This window comes from Xylanibacter ruminicola (genome assembly GCF_900142525.1).
Classification (GTDB): Bacteria; Bacteroidota; Bacteroidia; order Bacteroidales; family Bacteroidaceae; genus Prevotella; species Prevotella ruminicola_A.
This window is the reverse complement of record NZ_FRBD01000003.1, coordinates 129,429-146,615: the sequence shown is the minus strand read 5'-3', so window position 1 is coordinate 146,615 and position 17,187 is coordinate 129,429. Positions and strand designations below refer to the sequence as shown.

The window sequence follows — 17,187 nt, the reverse complement described above, 5'->3', positions numbered from 1 at the left end:
CAATATGGGAAGAAGAATATTGATGACTGGCAAGGATGCCAAATACGTCCACGTCCATGGCAAGGATGCTCCACAGAGTGAAAGAGACATCCTGTTGACTGGTGATAATGCTGAGTTTGTAGAATTCACCATTGACGATAAGACATACGAAAAGGCAACCGACAAATAGGGAAGATATCATAAAGCATGTTAACTACGTAACAAGATGATGGAATTACAGAAAAAACTAGAGAATTTCTCCACTAATGAAACGGAAATAGACAGCAAGTTTAAAGAATTGGCTAATGATTTCCTTTACAACGGCTATATTAACGTAAGAGACCGTTTTTTCATATATCTACGTGCTGTTGAGTTCTATTATCATGAAGAGAAAGGTCCAATAAAAGATCCTATTGTATACCATAGGAATAATAAGGATGTTGATGGTCAAGTCCCATATTATCCTGCCATGACACTTCATTCACATAGTTCCGGCTTTGATATTGCATTTGAAAATAAGAAGAAAGAAATACGCTCCTCGGTGCTAATCAGAGCTTATGAAGTGTATGATGTGAAAGAGCATTGTTTATGGTGTTGGGAAGTCACTAATGGGAAAGGGAAATTTGTTAGAAGAGAGTTGGGAAAAGTGTCTGGGCGCAAGACCTATAATACTCAAAGTACTTACTTGAAAACTTTTCTTAATGGCTTTCCAATGGGCGGAAATACCGAAATAACTTGGGTGAATGAATGCCGTAAACAGGAAAAAGAGATAACTGTAAAACCATATAGACAAGGAGTCTTTCGGTCAGAATTGGAAACGGAATACATCCCAACTACAGAAAGAGACAACCGTAAGTGGGCATTCTGGAGGGAAGAAGATATCGTTTTATAATCAAGATAAATTATCATGAAGCTATTTCTGCAAAAGGAATAGCTTTTTTTGAGTATTCCCATACCCGCTCTTGAAAACACATCATACAGATTTGCATCTCTTAAAAAGTGTAAATCGTGCTTTTTAGGTTATATATTATTATTGTTTTAACAGGGGTTTACCCCTGTAAATCTGTATATAAAATATATTATAAATAACTGATATACAGCGTGTTAAATGTTCTTTTCTAGGTGCCATTTTCCTCGCGCAAAATTTGGATTGTAAGGTTATTCCTTCTAACTTTGCATCGAACTAAAGCGTAAGATTATGAACAAAAAGAAGATTAATTCAAGAACAATTATTAATGATGCATGTACCAATTTCGTGTATATCTCAGACAAGCTGAAGGAATTTTATCCTGGTACCTATACACGTCTTACTCGTCTTTTCGACGAGATGGATATTGAGTGGGACGTGATTAAAGGTACAAAGGATATTTGGATTCGTGATTACATGCCTATCCAAATCTCTCATGACCACTTCCTGGTTTATAAATACGATCCAGATTACCTGAAGGAAACTGGCACGAAGTTCCTGACAGACTCCAAAACCATATTCAAAATCGTACTCCATCACTCCCATTGTAGAGATATAAGAATTAAAATGGATGGTGGCAACTTTGTTGTGTGTGGCGACTATGTAGTCCTTACAGACAAGGTCTTTAGGGAGAATGGCCAGTTCCTATATGATTCCGACTTCTGTAACTATTTGAAAGCAGTTCTATCTCCAAATCTCATTTTGCTGCCTTGGCGCTGCCTTTACCCCCATGACCCATATGCAGATGTCTATGGCCATGCAGATGGTTTTGTGCAATGGACTGGAGGAAACAAAGTCCTGATGTCAAACCATCGTGAATCCCAGCCAGAGGAGGCAGATGAAATAAGGTCCCGATTGGAAGATGCCGGATTCGAGGTAACTGAGATGCTGTTTGATGTGCCCAATCCCAGCAAAGATTTCAATTGGGCATATATCAACTACCTTAGAGTTGGCAACAAGATAATTGTCCCCACATTCGGCATACCTGAAGACAAACAGGCCCTAAAGTATATTCGTGCGGCCAACCCAGAATGCATAGTTCGAGGTTTCCGTATGAGAAATATTGCCAGAAATGGCGGTGCTATCCACTGTATTACCTGGAATATAAATAAGTAGCTTGATGCAATAGGACAGCAATGAGCTTCACAGATACATTCATACAAAGGTTATTAGAGGTGTCTGGCCTGGAAAGTCTGGCTGAGATTCGACCATATCTGGATGGATATGCCCATCTGAAGCCAGAACAGTTCTCCCTACCCTATCGCGCGTTTGGCGAATATCTCGATAACCTTTCCGACGATGACGTGAAAAGAGTTGTCGATAACCTTTGTGTCAGGCTGCAATCAGTCGAACAGCAGAAGAAGGAACTTTACTATCTTATTTACCAAAGTGACTGTCTGATTGATCAGGCAGAAATGGAAATCCTGAGCAATTATTTATTTGGCAACAACTATTATGTCTCCATTCGCATGCTCATGGATGAGATACATAAAATTGTGCATCTGCAAACAGACAGCAAAGCGACAGATGAATATATATTAGACGATGATGAAGACGATGTCACAAGAATAATAGCATTATCACACATACCATCAACGGGAAAGGCAGAGGAAACATTATCTGAAAGGGAAGTCGCATCGTCTATACAACTTATATCACCGTTTCAAGTCAATGCGTTTACCTCATATACTCTTCACATGGTCGTGAATCAGCAAATCGGCTTCTATCTGCCTGACCACGTTTGGGAAGTTGTTGATGGCGGTTTTGAGAATTACTGGGATAATGAGGTCGGCTATGGCGGCCATTTTGATAATGACAGCATGTTCTCCTCGATGAAGAATAGTCTGACAGATGGCAATTATATGCTTCCAAACGGGCTTCTATACAAAATAGTGAAATCCATTACCGCTTTTATTGATCTTATTCCTGGAGTAGTCATTCATGATGATTAAATCTTTCAAAAGCACAAATCTCGAGCATATTTCAATTTTTTAGCACTTCTTTTTCTTTAATCTGAATTATTTTTTATATTTTTGCAAAAATCAGTTTTTAAAGTGGGGACACCTTTTGAAGTGAACCCCAAAGTTTGGACGGATTAAACACTATTGCTCATTTGGAATTGAGTCCGGTATTGTACTGGGCTCATTCCTTTTAATCTGAGCTTTATTCTCTCATTATTATAATAGTCAATGTACTCTTTCAGGTCTTTTATGAAGACTTCCATAGATGTGTACTTGCCTGGATACAGCAGTTCTGACTTCATGATACCAAAGAAGTTCTCCATCATGGCGTTGTCCAGACAGTTTCCCTTACGAGACATGCTCTGGATAATACCATGCTTCTTCAGGCTGTTCTGATAGGCTGCATGCTGGTAGTGCCAACCCTGATCAGAGTGCAATACGACGCCTTCAGGGAGATCTACACTCTCATACATCCGATTGAGCATAGTGATTACCATTTCAAGGTTCGGAGTGTCTGTTATGACATAAGAGAGCACTTCTCCGCCGCACATGTCGAGTATCGGTGAGAGGTAGGCCTTACGCCCTTCTATCGTCACCTGAGTCACGTCCGTCGCAAGTTTCTGGTAAGGCCTCTCTGCCGTAAAATTCCTGTTGATGATGTTGGGAGCAGTCTTACCTACATCTCCTTTATAGGAACGGTATTTCACCTTCCTTACCTCGCTTTTCAGCCCAAGTTCATCCATAAGTTTCTTGACCGTCTTATGATTGATAAGACGCCCCTCATTACGGAGTTCTAGCGTTATACGCCTGTAGCCGTAACGACCTTTGTGCTTATGGAATATGGTGTATATCATATCTTTTACTTCCTTGTACTTGTCTTTCTTCTTGCCATGCTTGAGGTGATAATAGAACGTGCTACGTGCCATCTTCTTGAGCTCCAGCAGAACATCCAAGTCCGCATGCTCATTACGCCTTAGTTCTTCGATGGCTTGCGCCCAATCGCTCTGTTTCGGGCTTCTCTTTCCTCGACTAAGGCTCTCACTTTTTTTAGCAGGAGATTCTCCAGCCTTAAGCGTTCGTTCTCTTTGCGAAGGCGCTCATTCTCCTTCTCGTACTCTTCTTTTGGAAGTCGTTTTGTTCTTACCATACCAGTCTTTGGCCCACGTTTTTGGGGAAGCAGTGCTTCGAATCCACCTTCTTCTACCAATCTAACCCAGTTACTTAATAGTGAACTCGATATGTCATATCTCACGGAAAGCCGGAACAAAGTTAAATCACTTTCCTGATATTCACGAACAATTCTGCATTTTTCTTCATAACGAAGCCTATTTCTGCCTTTTCTCTTGGGTTTAAGACCTAATGTACCCTTACTCTTATATGCCTCCAACCACTCATAAAGCAAATGATGACCTAGATGAAGCCTGTCTGAGACAGAACGGGCAGACTCTCCTTGGAACACTAAAGAAATCGCTTCCAACTTCTCTTCTAAACTAAATTCCTTTTTCATTTGAACCTTTAAGTTGTGTCCAACTTTCTGGGTTCACTTCACTTTGGGGACACATGCAGGGACAACCACGGGGACATATATGGGGACAACATTAAAGAATAATGTATGAGAATAGGTCATCAGTTATATTGCTATCTGCAAGACTGGACGGATGCTGGGCATTACGATGTCCAGCAAGTCTTTTTCTTTAGGGATGGCTCTCAGAGGCAACTTTGCTTCAAAAGTTTGTTCATTAACGAGGACGAAAACCAAGTATATCTCGTCCTCGAAGATGAGTATGGAGATTTATTTCAGACGAATGTCCACCATTTTCTGTGCATGATGGGAGGGGCCGTTTCTGAAAACTATAAGCCGCTCTACCAATTACGCGACGAACTAAGAAAGCACAGAATAGAAGTTGTGAAGAGTTGGAAAAAAGCAAAAAAGATGGCCACAAAGAATTTTGAAGAGAATACGAATCATCTAATAAAATACATTTATGAAGGGTAAAAGTGTCTTCAGCAAAAGAGAAGTTGAATTGATAGAATCATTAATTCAGCAAAGATGTAATGCTGACAAGTCTCAGCAGAAGAACATACGCAGTAAGATGCGTAGTTTGGGTTTTTATGGGAGTGACTACGGCATTAATGACATGACAATAGAAAAATTCCGTGGATTGATAGAGACAGGCCAAATTAAATTATCAGATGCCAAGCAAGTCATTAGCGCACCAACAAGCATAGTCGAGAAAAGCAAGAATCACAAAATGGATAGCCCAATGAAAGCAGGCCTTGATGCATGGTCTGGAGATAACCCTATCGTACTTATTCTTGGTACTTTCCCTGGCGAAAAATCATTGTCAGCCCAGGCTTATTATCAAGACAGGGCACATAACTCTTTTTACAAGATAATGGAAACGCTATTTAGCCGTCCTGTTGGCATATCTGATAAAGATTTCATCACCCAGAATCACATTTCACTTTGGGATTGCATGAAGGAGGCAGATAGGAAAGGAAGTCTCGATTCCAACATTAAGAGCTATGTGCCTAATGAGATAGAAAGTTTTCTGGCTCTTCATCCGACGATAACAACCATCGTTTTGAATGGAACAGGAGAAACAACAAAAATCTTTGAGCAGAATTTTGCAGTAGCAAGACTTGGGCAAAAATACAGAGTCATTTCTTTGCCTTCTACATCGAATTCCTTAGCTAAGGCATTTGATGAAAAATTGGAAGCATGGCGTATTGTGAAAGAAATCATCGATGAACAGATCAAAGTTTAAAAGAACCGATGTTATCATCATTGTCATCATCTTTGCACTCTATATGATTGGCTACGCCTGGATGATTGAGCCGAAGAAAAAGAACAGTAAGAAAGATGATGTGGTGGTGCATCAGGCTACAACTCCTCGCCCAAGCGCTACGCCAAAGAAGCTTAAGTCATTGCCTCCTGAGTGGCCCGTTGATTCGGAAGGCTGCGGGGTTAAACACGAGTTTGACGAAGCATCGTACTTTCAAGACCATTATGATGACTATCTCGATGATCCAGAGGATGAAATCCGTTTCCCTCCTGAGATTTTCGATGCTAACGAAGACTGATTCCTCAACACCTCCCCTACCCTTGCCGTCTGCTCTTGGCAAAGGTGGTGCTATTTTACTAAAAAGCGAGAAGTATGATTATTCAGCTAAAAGTCGTTGGAAAAATAACGACGGCTTAACAAAAAGTCGTTGGAAAAATGACGGTGATTCCACAAAAAGCCGTTGGAAAAAGTGCGAAGGTTGCATGGGAAGTAGAAAGGGACAAGGAAGGGGCTGCAGTGTGGATACTATAGTTTACGATAGTAGCCTACAACCTTGTAAACCTCCACGATAATGTTCTTAGGAATTTTCGATTCTACAGCTTCTCCATCTTCCATTTGGATGATGGATATGTTTTGTTCATCATCTTGTCTGGCAGATACCTTACGGAGTATTTTATAAGAATCAGTAACAAATACGCAGATATAATCCCCAGGTATATACTCCTGCCAAGCATCTAATTTCTTCAGTGCAATGGTATCTCCCGGCATAATAACTGGCATAAGTGAGTTATCATAATTGATACACCAAAAATCCGTGTCGCCAGCCTTCGGGAATAAGATTGAGACTTCGTTGCCTGTAGCTACCAACTGACCTTTGTTGTCAAGGCAAGAGTCGAATCCTGTGTTGTATAATAACATTACGTCACCCACATTCTTGCATTTTTCAGATTGATCATTCTTGTTAGGGTATGGTTTCCCCTCGCCTGAATACATCCAACCTAAACTAACATCATATTTCTTACAAAACAGATTGATTGACTTTTCTGATGGTTTCTGCCATCCATGCTTTATTTTGCTCAAAACTTGCTCATTAGCTACAACACCATCACGGAACAACTGCGCTCCTGTGAGGCGTAACTCTTCTGCAGTTTGAACAAATCTCTGTGAAATACCATCGTTTATCTTACGTATGTTACAAGAATTCATTTTGTTTGTATTCATTCCTAATTTCAATTTTTGAGTGCAAAAGTACACATTGATTTAGAAACAAACAAGGAAAAAAACAGTTTCATTCACTTTTCATTCCCTCACTTGGAATTACCAAATAGGACCACGATTCCTACATTACCACCATTTGGGATGCAGTCAAAACCTGTTTCGGTCTTGAATATACCTTATTTTTCTTCTTCAGTATTATAGAGTGCCAAAGCCTCTTTAAGTTTGTCTCGCATATACATTGAGGCATTGCGGGGATAGATGATCTTAATGCCGGAGCCATACGACATGAAGACTGAATACATTTCGAAGTTGATGACCACCTCAATCTGAAATATGCAACTGCCATCTTCATGGTTCTCACTTATTACTTGCTGAGACCGATGTATTGGTTTTGTCTTGATGTAATGGCTCTGCTCTCTATTGGCCCAAAACTTAATCGTTCGAGGTTTGTTGCCGACGTTCTTGCTGACACCGATGACATCATCGAAGAAATGCTCCGGATCAAAGTCTGGGTTCTCTTTGAACGGAATCTTAGTTGGCTCTACACTCTTGATGCGGTCAAGGGGTAAATTATAAAGCTTCAAGTCATCCTGCTTAGAGCCAAAAAGGAACCAGCGGTTACGGAATTCCTTCAAGAGATACGGACAAAGTATAAACTCCGTAGGTTTCCTCGCATTGAATGACTGATACATGATGCGCAGCGTCTGCTTGTGAGCGATATAGTTGTAGAGAGGGTTAAGCAAACGGATACCTGCCAGATTCGGAACACTGTCGAAATGGATGATGGGTTTGCGATTATTACGGCTAATGGCCAGCTTGTCCTGCAAGCGGCTGACCACGTCCGACATTTCCGAGAATTGTTCAAAGTCCTCCAGTTGGCGAAGCATGTCAACGGCCTCCTGCATCACATCGTAGTCATTTTGTGACATCGGCATATTCATGATGGAATAGCCTTTATCCGCATACCGATAATACTTATGGTCGTACACCTCAATGGGCGCATTGTAACCGAGTTTGTCAGAACGCATCATCTGTATGTCACCCTGAACGGTTCTGACAGAAACACCCTTGCGGATTCCCTCCATGTCATAGAGGGCATCACAGCAGGCATCCACGAGGTCTTCAAGTGTCCACCGACGATAGTAGTTGCGAAGACAGTTATCGATAGTCTTGTACCGAATCAAAGCATTCTTGTTTGCAGGCATAATTATCACGTTTTTGATTAAGACGTCACAAAGATAAGCAATTTCTACGCAACCTATTTGCGCAGAACTCAAAATTTGTACTTTTTTCACTGATTTTTGAAAGTTTTTTCCGACTACGCAGAAAGATTGCGTAGTATATAGTTAACTTTGCATCGCGTTCCTGAAAAACGGATACGTTTAGAAATGAGCTACGAGGCACCACTTATTATTAAAGATGTGTAACAATTAAAAAGAAAACGACAATGGAAGTTAAGATGATCAACAACTGTCCTGTTAAGATTTGGACGGACAATGTAGAAGAGTCGGCCATGCGTCAGATTGAAAATCTGACTACCCTACCCTTCCTCTTCCATCACCTGGCCATCATGCCTGACGTGCATGCTGGTATGGGAATGCCTATCGGTGGTGTGCTTGCATGCAAGGATGTAGTTATCCCGAATGCCGTAGGTGTGGATATCGGTTGTGGCATGTGTGCCGTCAAGACGAACTGGAAGGTAAGTGAGATTCCTATAGAGGTTCTCCGAAAGGGAATCATGAAGGGAATCCGTGAGCGTATTCCTCTGGGAATGGATCACCACAACGAGCCACAGGATGAGAAATACCTGCCTGAAGGTCATGACATAGATAAGTTGGAGGTGGCTAATCGCCGTCAGCACTCTATTCGTCACGAAGTAGGTACTCTGGGTGGTGGAAACCATTTCATTGAGCTTCAGAAGGACGAAGAAGGTACTCTTTGGATCATGATTCACTCCGGTTCACGTAACCTCGGTAAGCAGGTGGGTGATTACTACAACAAGATAGCAGCTACTCTCAATGCACAATGGTACTCTAATGTATCTCCAGACATCCATCTGCCTTTCCTCGCCAGAGGTAGCAGGGAATTTGAGATGTACTGGAAGGAGATGAGGTACTGCATAGACTTCGCCCTTTGCAACAGGAAGCTCATGATGGAGCGCATTGAGGAGGTGCTGGCAGATTCTCTTAAGGGCATAGAGTTTGAGCCGATGATTAACATCGCCCATAACTATGCAGCTTTTGAGCATCACTTCGGGCAGGATGTCATTGTACATCGCAAGGGTGCAACACTTGCCCGTGAAGGAGTCATCGGCATCATTCCTGGTTCACAGGGTACTGCATCGTACATTGTAGAAGGTCTGGGTAATCCCGATTCGTTTTGTTCATGCTCTCACGGAGCCGGTCGCGTCCTTTCAAGAAAGATGGCCATTAAGACGCTGGACCTGCAGCAAGAGGTGGCACAGCTTGAGGCAAAAGGCATCGTCCATGCCATTCGTTCTCAGGAGGACATGCAGGAGGCTTCAGGAGCATACAAGGACATTGAGGAGGTCATTGCCAATGAAAGAGACCTTGTAAAAGTGAAGACCAGACTGCTTCCTGTGGCAGTGATTAAGGGATAAAGAAAAGAAAAATTGAATCAAAACGAAATTTCTTTCATCCTGTCCCACAAATTGACACAACGTGCAAGTAATTTTGCACACAGAAATTAAATAGACGGACCAAGCGAGTTCTTACTCCTTGCCAGTTAGAGCCCTAACTGTGGGGCGTGTTTAGAGTCGCACTTTCCGTCTTTTCCAAATGCGGCGGTTAAGCTTCGTAATTGCCAAAGAGATGGCCAAAACGCTTGCTTACTCCTAAATGGTTACTGCTGGTTCGATTCCAGCCCGCCGCTCAAACATATTGGTGCGGTAGCTCAGACGGTAGAGCATTGATAATTTGTGCTGAAATTTCCTTCCAGACGGCAAGGCCAATTAGTACATACTCCGTCAAGTGTCGGCAGTTCGACTCTGCCCCGCACCTCAAAAAGAGAAGGTCAAGAACGGCTTACTTCTATGACTTTACGCTAAAGAGGCTCCAATTAGCCGTTTCAATTACCTCTCTTTATGCTGCGATAGCTCAGTTGGTAGAGCAATAGGTCTTGTGATGACATTTCCTGAGAAGGACCAATCGCCACATACTTCTAAAGTGGTACTATGGGTCGCAGGTTCGAGCCCTGCTCGCAGCTCAGAGACAAGACAACGAGGTCTAAGTGGGACTTACTTCAATTCGGATAGGGCTACGGCTCTAACTTTTCAAGCTCAGTTTCTCAATTACCTCTTAGTATTAACAAGGTCAAGGCTGGCATACTCCTGTGCTCTACATTGAGACAGACATGCAACCTGTCGCTGCCAGCCAATTACCTTTTAAATTATTAACGATATGAATAACGAGATTTTGACAAGAGTAGCTTTGCGCTACAGGGCTGTGTTCCTCGACATTAACCGTGAGGACATCAACATGAGATCAGAGGCTTCTGTGCCAGTATTGGCATTCACAAAGCGTTTAAAGGAAAACGGTTTCTGCGTTAGTGAGGAACTGCTTCATGCTCTGAATGCTGTTCCTGCTGATCGTCTTGCCGAGATAACTGAGTGCATCAATGACGTTATGGGTGTTAAGCTCAACTGGGCATCGCTCGTAAAGGGTTGGAATGTTCCTACAGATGAAACACTTGCAGACCATCTTATCACTTTCATTGCCAATTTCTTTGGCAAGGAGGCTGGCTTCAAGGGAACGACACTTCCTTGCGGACACCTTATTCCTGAAGGAACCTTCCCCATCGAGCGCTATAATGGTTGCCCGTTCTGCGGTACACCATTCGAGACTGCCGATTTTGTCTATAAGGGACAGGGAAGTAAGCTGAAGGAACTGCGACTGTTCACTATCAGCGACATGAAACATGTATTCACGTCGCTCTTGGCTTCTTCTACTCCTCTGGATGCAACCCAGAAGGATTCGCTGGAACAACTGCTACGCGAGTTCCCGATACCCGAGGATGCCAATATCACGATGAAGGAAACGGCCACGCTCGTCATCAAGCTGTTGGTAGAGCAAGATAAGGCAGGCGAGGCAGCAAAGCTGCTGAAGACTCCTACCGATATACTGCGTTACCTCTGGTATGAGAAGACCGGCTACGTTCAGATTATCGAGCCAAAGACACTTGTTGCCCATGCCCGTAAGCTGTACTACCACATGTGGGGGCCGCTTGATCGTGGTGTAGATGCCGCAAAGGACATGAAGAAGAAGCTGATGCTGAAGTACGACCACAGGGCATGTCTACGTGTGGCACTATGGCTGAACGCGATTCCTTTGACTGCAAAGCAGGCTGCTGAGAATATGAACCCGAAGCGCGGCATGTGGGTACGCATGATTCGTGCGCTCCGTCTGGGAGAATACTCACGCAAGAATGGTTTCGACCATCTTGCAGAGATTCTCGATGTGTTCTACAAGCAGGAGTATTCTACATGGCAGGGGCGTGTGGATAGGGCTCGTTCAGAGAACGATGCTGACATGACTCTGGCATTGCTGAAGGAACGTCCAGGTCTCTTCGCTCGTTGCCTGTTCGCGTCCATGCTCCGCTTTGGCAGTGATAAGGTAATTGTAGCTTTTGAGGAGATTGCCGACAAGTTGCCAGCTCGTCTGCTCCTGTCACTGGGCAATGCTGCAGAGACATACTTCGATCCCAAGGAAGTACGTCTGGCTCGTCCAATCACAGGTGTCACTCACAAGATAGAGCCCAACAAGCTACTGGCGCTTTACGATGATGATGCTCGTAAGGCAATGGTAGATGCTGTCGATGGCCTGTACAAGGCTTCTATGGCGAGACGCTTTGCTGCTCAGGGAACTGAGGCGAAGACAATCTTTATTGATTCTTCGCTTTACAACATTCCTGTCAGCGTTGGTGACCGTTCAACTACCATTCAGGATACATCCTGTGCTCTGATGGGAACGCGCTTCCCTGTAGAAGATGACGCAGTCCGCTTGTTCCTTCAGTGGGGTAAGGGCTTGCATGCGCAGCACCTCGACATGGACTTGAGTGCCCGTATTGCTTTGGCCAATGGAAAGGTATCTGAATGTGCTTACTATAGTCTAAGGTGCGTTGGTGCTAAGCACTCAGGAGACATCCGTTCCATCCCGGAGATGGTAGGAACTGCCGAGTATATCGAATTGTCGCTGCCGGAACTGGAAAATGCTGGTGCCAAGTATGTCACCTTCACCTGCAATGCCTACTCTGTAGGTGCTCTCTCCCCAAATTTGGTGGTTGGATGGATGGACTCAGCCAATCCGATGAAGATTTCCGAGAAGAAGGGTGTGGCCTACGATCCTTCCTGCGTACAGCACATGGTCCGTATCAGTGAGGGTAATCTCTCCAAGGGTCTGGTATTCGGTGTACTCGACGTAGCAAAGCATGAGATCATCTGGCTTGAAATGCCATTCACCTCACAGACACTGAGAGGAGCCAACAGTGAGGCCATCGAGGCATTGCTACATAAGTTGGAGGCCAAGCTTTCCATTGGTCAGTTGCTCGACATGAAGGCAAAGGCCCAGAACCTTATCGTAGTGGAGAATGTGGAGGATGCAGATGAAGCATACACCTACGAGTGGGCGCTTAATCCGGCTGATGTGACAAAGCTTTTGAACGGATAGAATCTTTACAGCTTTCAATAATGAGAAGGGTGACAGGGTATAAAAGCCTTGCCATCCTTTTCTGTCTGGGGGGGTTACTTGACAGATGGATGCATGAGGAGCTGTAGTTTTGAACCAAGGGAAAGTCCATGCTCTGCCAGGAGTTTCTCAATGTCTTCGACAGTTTTTTTGCCACACAACTTTGCGTTCATCAGATCAGCCTTTTTCAGACAGGCTACATCAGCCATGGTAACACAACCCAGACCTCTTAAAACATTGGTAGCTCTTACGCTGAAAGCGAACTCTTCAAAATTGCTTCCGAGCAATTTGATTTTTGCTTCATTCTCAGGGATTGAGGGTGTAGCCGTTTGGGCAGCCATGTTCGCTTTGTATTCATTAAGCTGTTGTATCAGTGAGGCATTCTGTAGTTTCAATCGCTTGTTCTCCTGTTCCATTTCATCCCATTTTTCCTGAGTTTTCGCCAAGTCAATCACTTTAGCGATTTTTCGAAGGCAATTGAAAAAAGTATCTACGACTCTACTACGACTAAGCCCTAATTCCTTGCCAATATAGTCTGCACTTCCATTATCCATCATCCGATGAAATATTTTCTGCTGTTGTTCTGTGAACATACCATCTGCAGACCTTGTAGCATAATCGGCAATCCAGCGATAAACGCCATACAGACGTTCATCTTTCAGCCTATCACGGGCTTCAAGGAGATCATTTATCTCAAACTCAAGGTTAAAGTCCTCTTTACGCAAATATTCTGTCTTTTCCTTTACTGTTTTCTCCAGATGTGCCAAGTCTTGAAGGCTATCAAAGTGTTGCTCGATGGTTTCCCTGTCAACTAACAAGTGATTATCCAACATGTGGGCTTTGATATAGCCTTTCTCAATCCAATTGCTCACCGTCTGGGTTGACACATTGAGCAATCTTGCCGCTTCTTGTCGTGTAACCAGTCTTGCCATGTTATCCTGAAATTCTCTTCATTTATTGGCGACTTTCGCTCTATTTATTATGATAGTCTCCTCAATAGGAGCACCCATCGTCCAATATTTAGAATCGTCAATATAGAGGTATGGATGGAAATACTTACCCCAATGTTCCTTAACGCCATGCTCTCTTTGCATATTGACGAAATATACGAAACCCTCGTCTGCCAGCGGACATTTGCCTCGCACAATATACTCATGCGGTGCCCAGGGCATCGTCTTAGCAAATGTCCATTGACAGCGGGCAATCATCTCACGTAGTTTGTCGTAATCTGGCTCTGCCATGACAATAATTATTCCTTCTCGTTTTTGACAATGCGAATCGTCAGACGTATCTGGTTCTCGTAGTGAGCTTCAGGATTAATTTTGCTGATACGGCACTCAAAGATGTCTTCCCAACCCATTTCCAAGAGTTGAGCGATGGTCTCATTTTCACCACTGGGTATATAACCAAGCAGGTATTCCTCGACGATTCCCGTGTCCACGTCAACGGTGCGATAAACCACTGCCACAGCGTTTTTGTCATGCCTGTTGTCCAAATCACGCTGAAGTTCCAGCTGGGTACCAACATGAAGTTCGTTCCATACTTCATCTACGTCATGATACTGACGACCTGCCAGATGACATTCCTTAAAAAATAACTTCTTAGCCTTCATAACCATTCATTATTAGTGTTCAACTTCAATTTTCACTGCAAAATTATCATCAAGTTGCTTCAAATCGTGGTACAACCTTCCAAAATAATAATTTTAAGCTTTAATTTTACCTTGCATCCATAAGAATCCTCTTACCAACGTGCCTTTCTTGGCATTGGGCAGATACTCCTTTTTGAAATAGAGATGCACATAAGTCTCTTCCGGCTCATGGCAGATGGAGATGACTGCCTTGATGAAGTCGATGCCAAAGAGCGAAACCTGTTCAACTGACTTGATGGGTGAAGCAAACTCTGCATCATCAGGATATTCCTCGTTGTGGGACAAGTATGCTACCAGTTCATTATGATATAGCTCCATCGGAAGGACATTGCCCTCATCATCATATTCAGGTTCAATACCCATGTCGTTGCGCATTTTGGCCGAAGTCTCAGCATCGAGCACCGTTTTTTCTTCGCCTTCAACCACCTTGTAGCCACTAGCAGCGAGTTCAATGTCGAGTTCTGCGCCAGGCACATACTTGGCTTTGTTGGTATAGTAGTCTGTGGCATAGAAAGCAATATTCATCTCCTCTGTCTCGGCATAGACGACAGCTTCCACTTGGCTATCCCACTCAGCGACCTTCTTTATTTTCAGCTTATGAGGGATACCCTTGTGAAAAGGGTAAGTACATACAAAGTCAAGACGTCCGACCTTCTCGTTGTTCAGGAGTAATGCCACCATACCCATTTCCCCACCAGTCTTTACGACAAGCAAATCTCCTTTTTCATTATCGTATTCATTGTGAGTTATCTCCGTATGGGCCGTATCATAAAAAGTCCATTTGCCAACGTCAGGAAGATGATGGGTCAGGAATTCCTCCGGCTCCATGATGGTGTCAATGTGGTCGCCATGACCCTGATAACATTCGGGCTTCTTCCATCCCTTCTCTTTGTAGAACTCGTTGAAGTCGCCTTCCATCACTTCTTCAGAAGAAATAGCATGTGTACGCTCGATATAGTCCTTCCAGACCTCCTCCAGTTTGTCAGCCTGACTGTCGCTAAGGATTTCTCCAGAGTGGCCTTCCTTCCAGTTGAAGTCAGGGATTGCCTCGGTCAACTCATCCGTTGTCAGCAGCAGCGGAGTTTTCTCAGGATGAATCATATTTGTGAGGTTCATACGGATATAGTATACCTTACGACCCTTGCCACTCCAGTCTTCATCAGGATAAGGAGTACCAATAATAGTTCCTCGCATGACAACGCCATTAGCGCCCTCACCAGTGCGAATCATATAGAACTTGTCGCCAATATGGGCTTTCTGATAATCCCAGATGCTCCAGTCGTAGTAGAAACCTTCATCGAAGAAGTCCTCCATAGCATCCTCAAACTCAGACAGTGTGTAGTTGCTGATGTCCGTATTCCAGCGCATGATGAATGTCTTGCGGAAGTTTTCACGAACGATCCCCCCTGCCCTATCGAACAGCTCGTTCCACTGCTCAACGTCCATCTTGTTAAGCAAGGCCTGTGCTTCATCAAGGAGTTGGAATTCATCCTGTTTCTCCATCAAGTGGCAGAAATCCTCGAATTTCACCATCTTGCAGGTATTACCCTTCATCATGCCTACATACTGACAAGCACCAATAAACACATCCTCCTGATTATCTACGATACGTATGCTGCTTAGCTCTTCCTCCTCAGAGACGTGACGCTTTTCCTCTCTAACGTTAATGGCATCCAAATTGGCCCATTGGATGGTGACAAGATCGTCAAAGGCTTCCCCAATTCTATTAGTGGCTTCATCCCGTCCGATGTATTTCGAGGGGTTCAGATGGAAGTCTCTGACCGCACCAGCCACCACGAGTTTCTCACCCTTGTTAATGATTTCATCCATATTCTGCCACCGCTGCTGCCATTGCTCTTTGGCATCTGCTTCGGTCAGTTTTACACCTTTATCCTCCTCGTCCATGATTCTGGCGCCCCGATGAGCCTTTTTCACAGCATTGAGATAGGCATAGCACAAACGGACATCCATCTGGGATGCCAACCAAGGTAGTTCAACAATGATGTTTCCACCAATCAGGTGCTTGATGTTAACACCTTGTGTAGACACATTCACCGTCATCACAGTATATGATTCCTTTTCTTCTCCAGAAGGTTCATGGTACATAACCTTGACTTCGGGGTCGTTAGCAATTCCCCTAAACGACAAAAGAGCTTTTTCAACGACCTTTTCTTCGTTGAACTTCCGGATTCCTTTAATTGTGAATTTGTATGCCATAACCTTACTTTTTTAGTTTACGATGGCGAAATTACATCTAGGTTATCTCAAATCGTGGGACAACCTCAGAAATTATTCGGAAAGATGGTAAAAATGTTGTTTTTCCCGGTTATCTTTTGCCTATTTCAAATAAAAATCGTACCTTTGTGCAACAAAAGGTAAAAAGGATTACAATGGGAAAAATATATAGGGACATGACTGCAGATGAGCAGTGGTTTTATGACCAAGACAGCAAAAAGTTTCCTTGGCTCAAAACCGTCACAATGAGCGATGACGAATTTGTGGCCAATATTGAACGTGATAGAGGCAAGGGAAGAGCTGCGCTATGGTTTGACGACCTATGGAATAGGCATTATAGCTGGGTATTTCTGGCAGTTATAAAGCATTTCTATGAAACAGGGGAGTTCGTTCATTACGACTGGGATTATATTGATACCCAGTCAGAGTGCTTGATTCAGGAGATTATGGAAGCATGGGGTGCAGATGATAAAACAAGCGACGACGTACTTGATTGTAAGGCTAAGTTTGACTTCAGCAAGCATACCGTCCCCACCAATATACCTCCAGTAGACAGAGAACAATATATCAGTTTGGGGCTTGACCATATTTTTAAAGACTTTTACGAGCCTCGTGGGTTTGAGTATCCATTCGAATCTTAGCAAATAGAAAAAGTCTCACTCCGTATAAACATAAGTAGGCTGCCTAA

At 43.5% G+C, this 17,187-nt stretch carries 17 protein-coding genes, 3 tRNA genes and 1 pseudogene; 13 read left to right on the top strand and 8 right to left on the bottom strand.

The genetic code is table 11. The annotated features are described in order from the left end of the window. The first annotated feature begins 4 nt into the window (after positions 1-4). From BUB86_RS17490 to BUB86_RS02900, 4 genes are all read left to right on the top strand, one after another. Complete coding sequence (locus tag BUB86_RS17490) at positions 5-169, top strand: hypothetical protein (protein ID WP_175549391.1); 165 nt, start codon at positions 5-7, stop codon at positions 167-169. 36 nt (positions 170-205) lie between these two features. After that, positions 206-871 (top strand): hypothetical protein, encoded by a 666-nt coding sequence (locus BUB86_RS02910; protein WP_073205087.1) that lies wholly within the window; start codon positions 206-208, stop codon positions 869-871. A 306-nt stretch (positions 872-1,177) separates the two neighbouring features. After that, positions 1,178-2,062 carry an agmatine deiminase family protein gene (locus BUB86_RS02905; RefSeq protein WP_073205084.1) on the top strand — a complete coding sequence of 295 codons (885 nt, stop codon included), beginning with the start codon at positions 1,178-1,180 and terminating at the stop codon, positions 2,060-2,062. Positions 2,063-2,082: 20 nt separating this feature from the next. Then, complete coding sequence (locus BUB86_RS02900; RefSeq protein ID WP_073205082.1) at positions 2,083-2,898, top strand: hypothetical protein; 816 nt, start codon at positions 2,083-2,085, stop codon at positions 2,896-2,898. A gap of 143 nt (positions 2,899-3,041) precedes the next feature. Here the strand turns inward: BUB86_RS02900 and BUB86_RS02895 are convergent. Further along, a pseudogene (locus tag BUB86_RS02895) lies at positions 3,042-3,896 on the bottom strand (IS3 family transposase); the annotation flags it as partial. Beyond that, positions 3,881-4,414: a helix-turn-helix domain-containing protein gene (locus BUB86_RS02890; RefSeq protein WP_073205079.1), complete on the bottom strand. Its 534-nt coding sequence runs from the start codon at positions 4,412-4,414 to the stop codon at positions 3,881-3,883. The pseudogene BUB86_RS02895 and the gene BUB86_RS02890, both read right to left, overlap by 16 nt. A gap of 105 nt (positions 4,415-4,519) precedes the next feature. On the opposite strand from BUB86_RS02890, the gene BUB86_RS02885 reads away from it, so the two are divergent. From BUB86_RS02885 to BUB86_RS02875, 3 genes are read left to right on the top strand one after another with little or no spacing between them, the layout of a single operon-like run. Continuing rightward, positions 4,520-4,903, top strand: a complete 384-nt coding sequence (locus BUB86_RS02885; protein ID WP_073205076.1) for a hypothetical protein — start codon at positions 4,520-4,522, stop codon at positions 4,901-4,903. After that, positions 4,893-5,675, top strand: coding sequence for a DNA-deoxyinosine glycosylase (locus BUB86_RS02880; RefSeq protein WP_073205071.1), 783 nt, complete (start codon positions 4,893-4,895; stop codon positions 5,673-5,675). Before BUB86_RS02885 ends, BUB86_RS02880 begins: the two co-directional genes overlap by 11 nt. Further along, on the top strand, positions 5,656-5,991 hold the full coding sequence (locus BUB86_RS02875) for a hypothetical protein (protein WP_073205067.1): 336 nt from the start codon (positions 5,656-5,658) through the stop codon (positions 5,989-5,991). Before BUB86_RS02880 ends, BUB86_RS02875 begins: the two co-directional genes overlap by 20 nt. 227 nt (positions 5,992-6,218) lie before the next feature. On the opposite strand, the gene BUB86_RS02870 is transcribed toward BUB86_RS02875, so the two are convergent. Together BUB86_RS02870 and BUB86_RS02865 are read right to left on the bottom strand one after the other, a co-directional pair. Then, complete coding sequence (locus tag BUB86_RS02870) at positions 6,219-6,914, bottom strand: hypothetical protein (protein ID WP_073205065.1); 696 nt, start codon at positions 6,912-6,914, stop codon at positions 6,219-6,221. Positions 6,915-7,087: 173 nt separating this feature from the next. Next, a complete protein-coding gene (locus BUB86_RS02865; RefSeq protein WP_073205061.1) occupies positions 7,088-8,116 on the bottom strand; it encodes a helix-turn-helix transcriptional regulator in 1,029 nt (342 codons plus the stop codon). Between the two features lie 242 nt (positions 8,117-8,358). On the opposite strand from BUB86_RS02865, the gene BUB86_RS02860 reads away from it, so the two are divergent. From BUB86_RS02860 to BUB86_RS02855, 5 genes are all read left to right on the top strand, one after another. Next, positions 8,359-9,531: an RtcB family protein gene (locus BUB86_RS02860; RefSeq protein WP_073205058.1), complete on the top strand. Its 1,173-nt coding sequence runs from the start codon at positions 8,359-8,361 to the stop codon at positions 9,529-9,531. 180 nt (positions 9,532-9,711) lie between these two features. After that, positions 9,712-9,803 (top strand) — tRNA-OTHER (locus BUB86_RS17485). A 10-nt stretch (positions 9,804-9,813) separates the two neighbouring features. Next, a tRNA-OTHER gene (locus BUB86_RS17480) sits at positions 9,814-9,931 on the top strand. An 85-nt stretch (positions 9,932-10,016) separates the two neighbouring features. Continuing rightward, positions 10,017-10,136: transfer RNA gene (locus BUB86_RS17475), tRNA-OTHER, on the top strand. A 194-nt stretch (positions 10,137-10,330) separates the two neighbouring features. After that, positions 10,331-12,595 carry a hypothetical protein gene (locus tag BUB86_RS02855; RefSeq protein WP_073205055.1) on the top strand — a complete coding sequence of 755 codons (2,265 nt, stop codon included), beginning with the start codon at positions 10,331-10,333 and terminating at the stop codon, positions 12,593-12,595. 74 nt (positions 12,596-12,669) lie between these two features. On the opposite strand, the gene BUB86_RS02850 is transcribed toward BUB86_RS02855, so the two are convergent. The 4 genes from BUB86_RS02850 to BUB86_RS02835 form a co-directional block, all read right to left on the bottom strand. Further along, positions 12,670-13,545 (bottom strand): helix-turn-helix domain-containing protein, encoded by an 876-nt coding sequence (locus BUB86_RS02850; RefSeq protein ID WP_073205051.1) that lies wholly within the window; start codon positions 13,543-13,545, stop codon positions 12,670-12,672. A gap of 18 nt (positions 13,546-13,563) precedes the next feature. Next, complete coding sequence (locus BUB86_RS02845) at positions 13,564-13,854, bottom strand: hypothetical protein (protein WP_217653207.1); 291 nt, start codon at positions 13,852-13,854, stop codon at positions 13,564-13,566. Positions 13,855-13,862: 8 nt separating this feature from the next. After that, a complete protein-coding gene (locus tag BUB86_RS02840; protein ID WP_175549390.1) occupies positions 13,863-14,225 on the bottom strand; it encodes an HIRAN domain-containing protein in 363 nt (120 codons plus the stop codon). Between the two features lie 93 nt (positions 14,226-14,318). Continuing rightward, positions 14,319-16,481, bottom strand: a complete 2,163-nt coding sequence (locus tag BUB86_RS02835) for a hypothetical protein (RefSeq protein WP_073205045.1) — start codon at positions 16,479-16,481, stop codon at positions 14,319-14,321. A gap of 263 nt (positions 16,482-16,744) precedes the next feature. On the opposite strand from BUB86_RS02835, the gene BUB86_RS02830 reads away from it, so the two are divergent. After that, the gene (locus BUB86_RS02830) at positions 16,745-17,140 is read left to right on the top strand and encodes a hypothetical protein (protein WP_139261339.1); all 396 of its coding nucleotides are present in this window, start codon (positions 16,745-16,747) and stop codon (positions 17,138-17,140) included. Positions 17,141-17,187 lie beyond the last annotated feature (47 nt).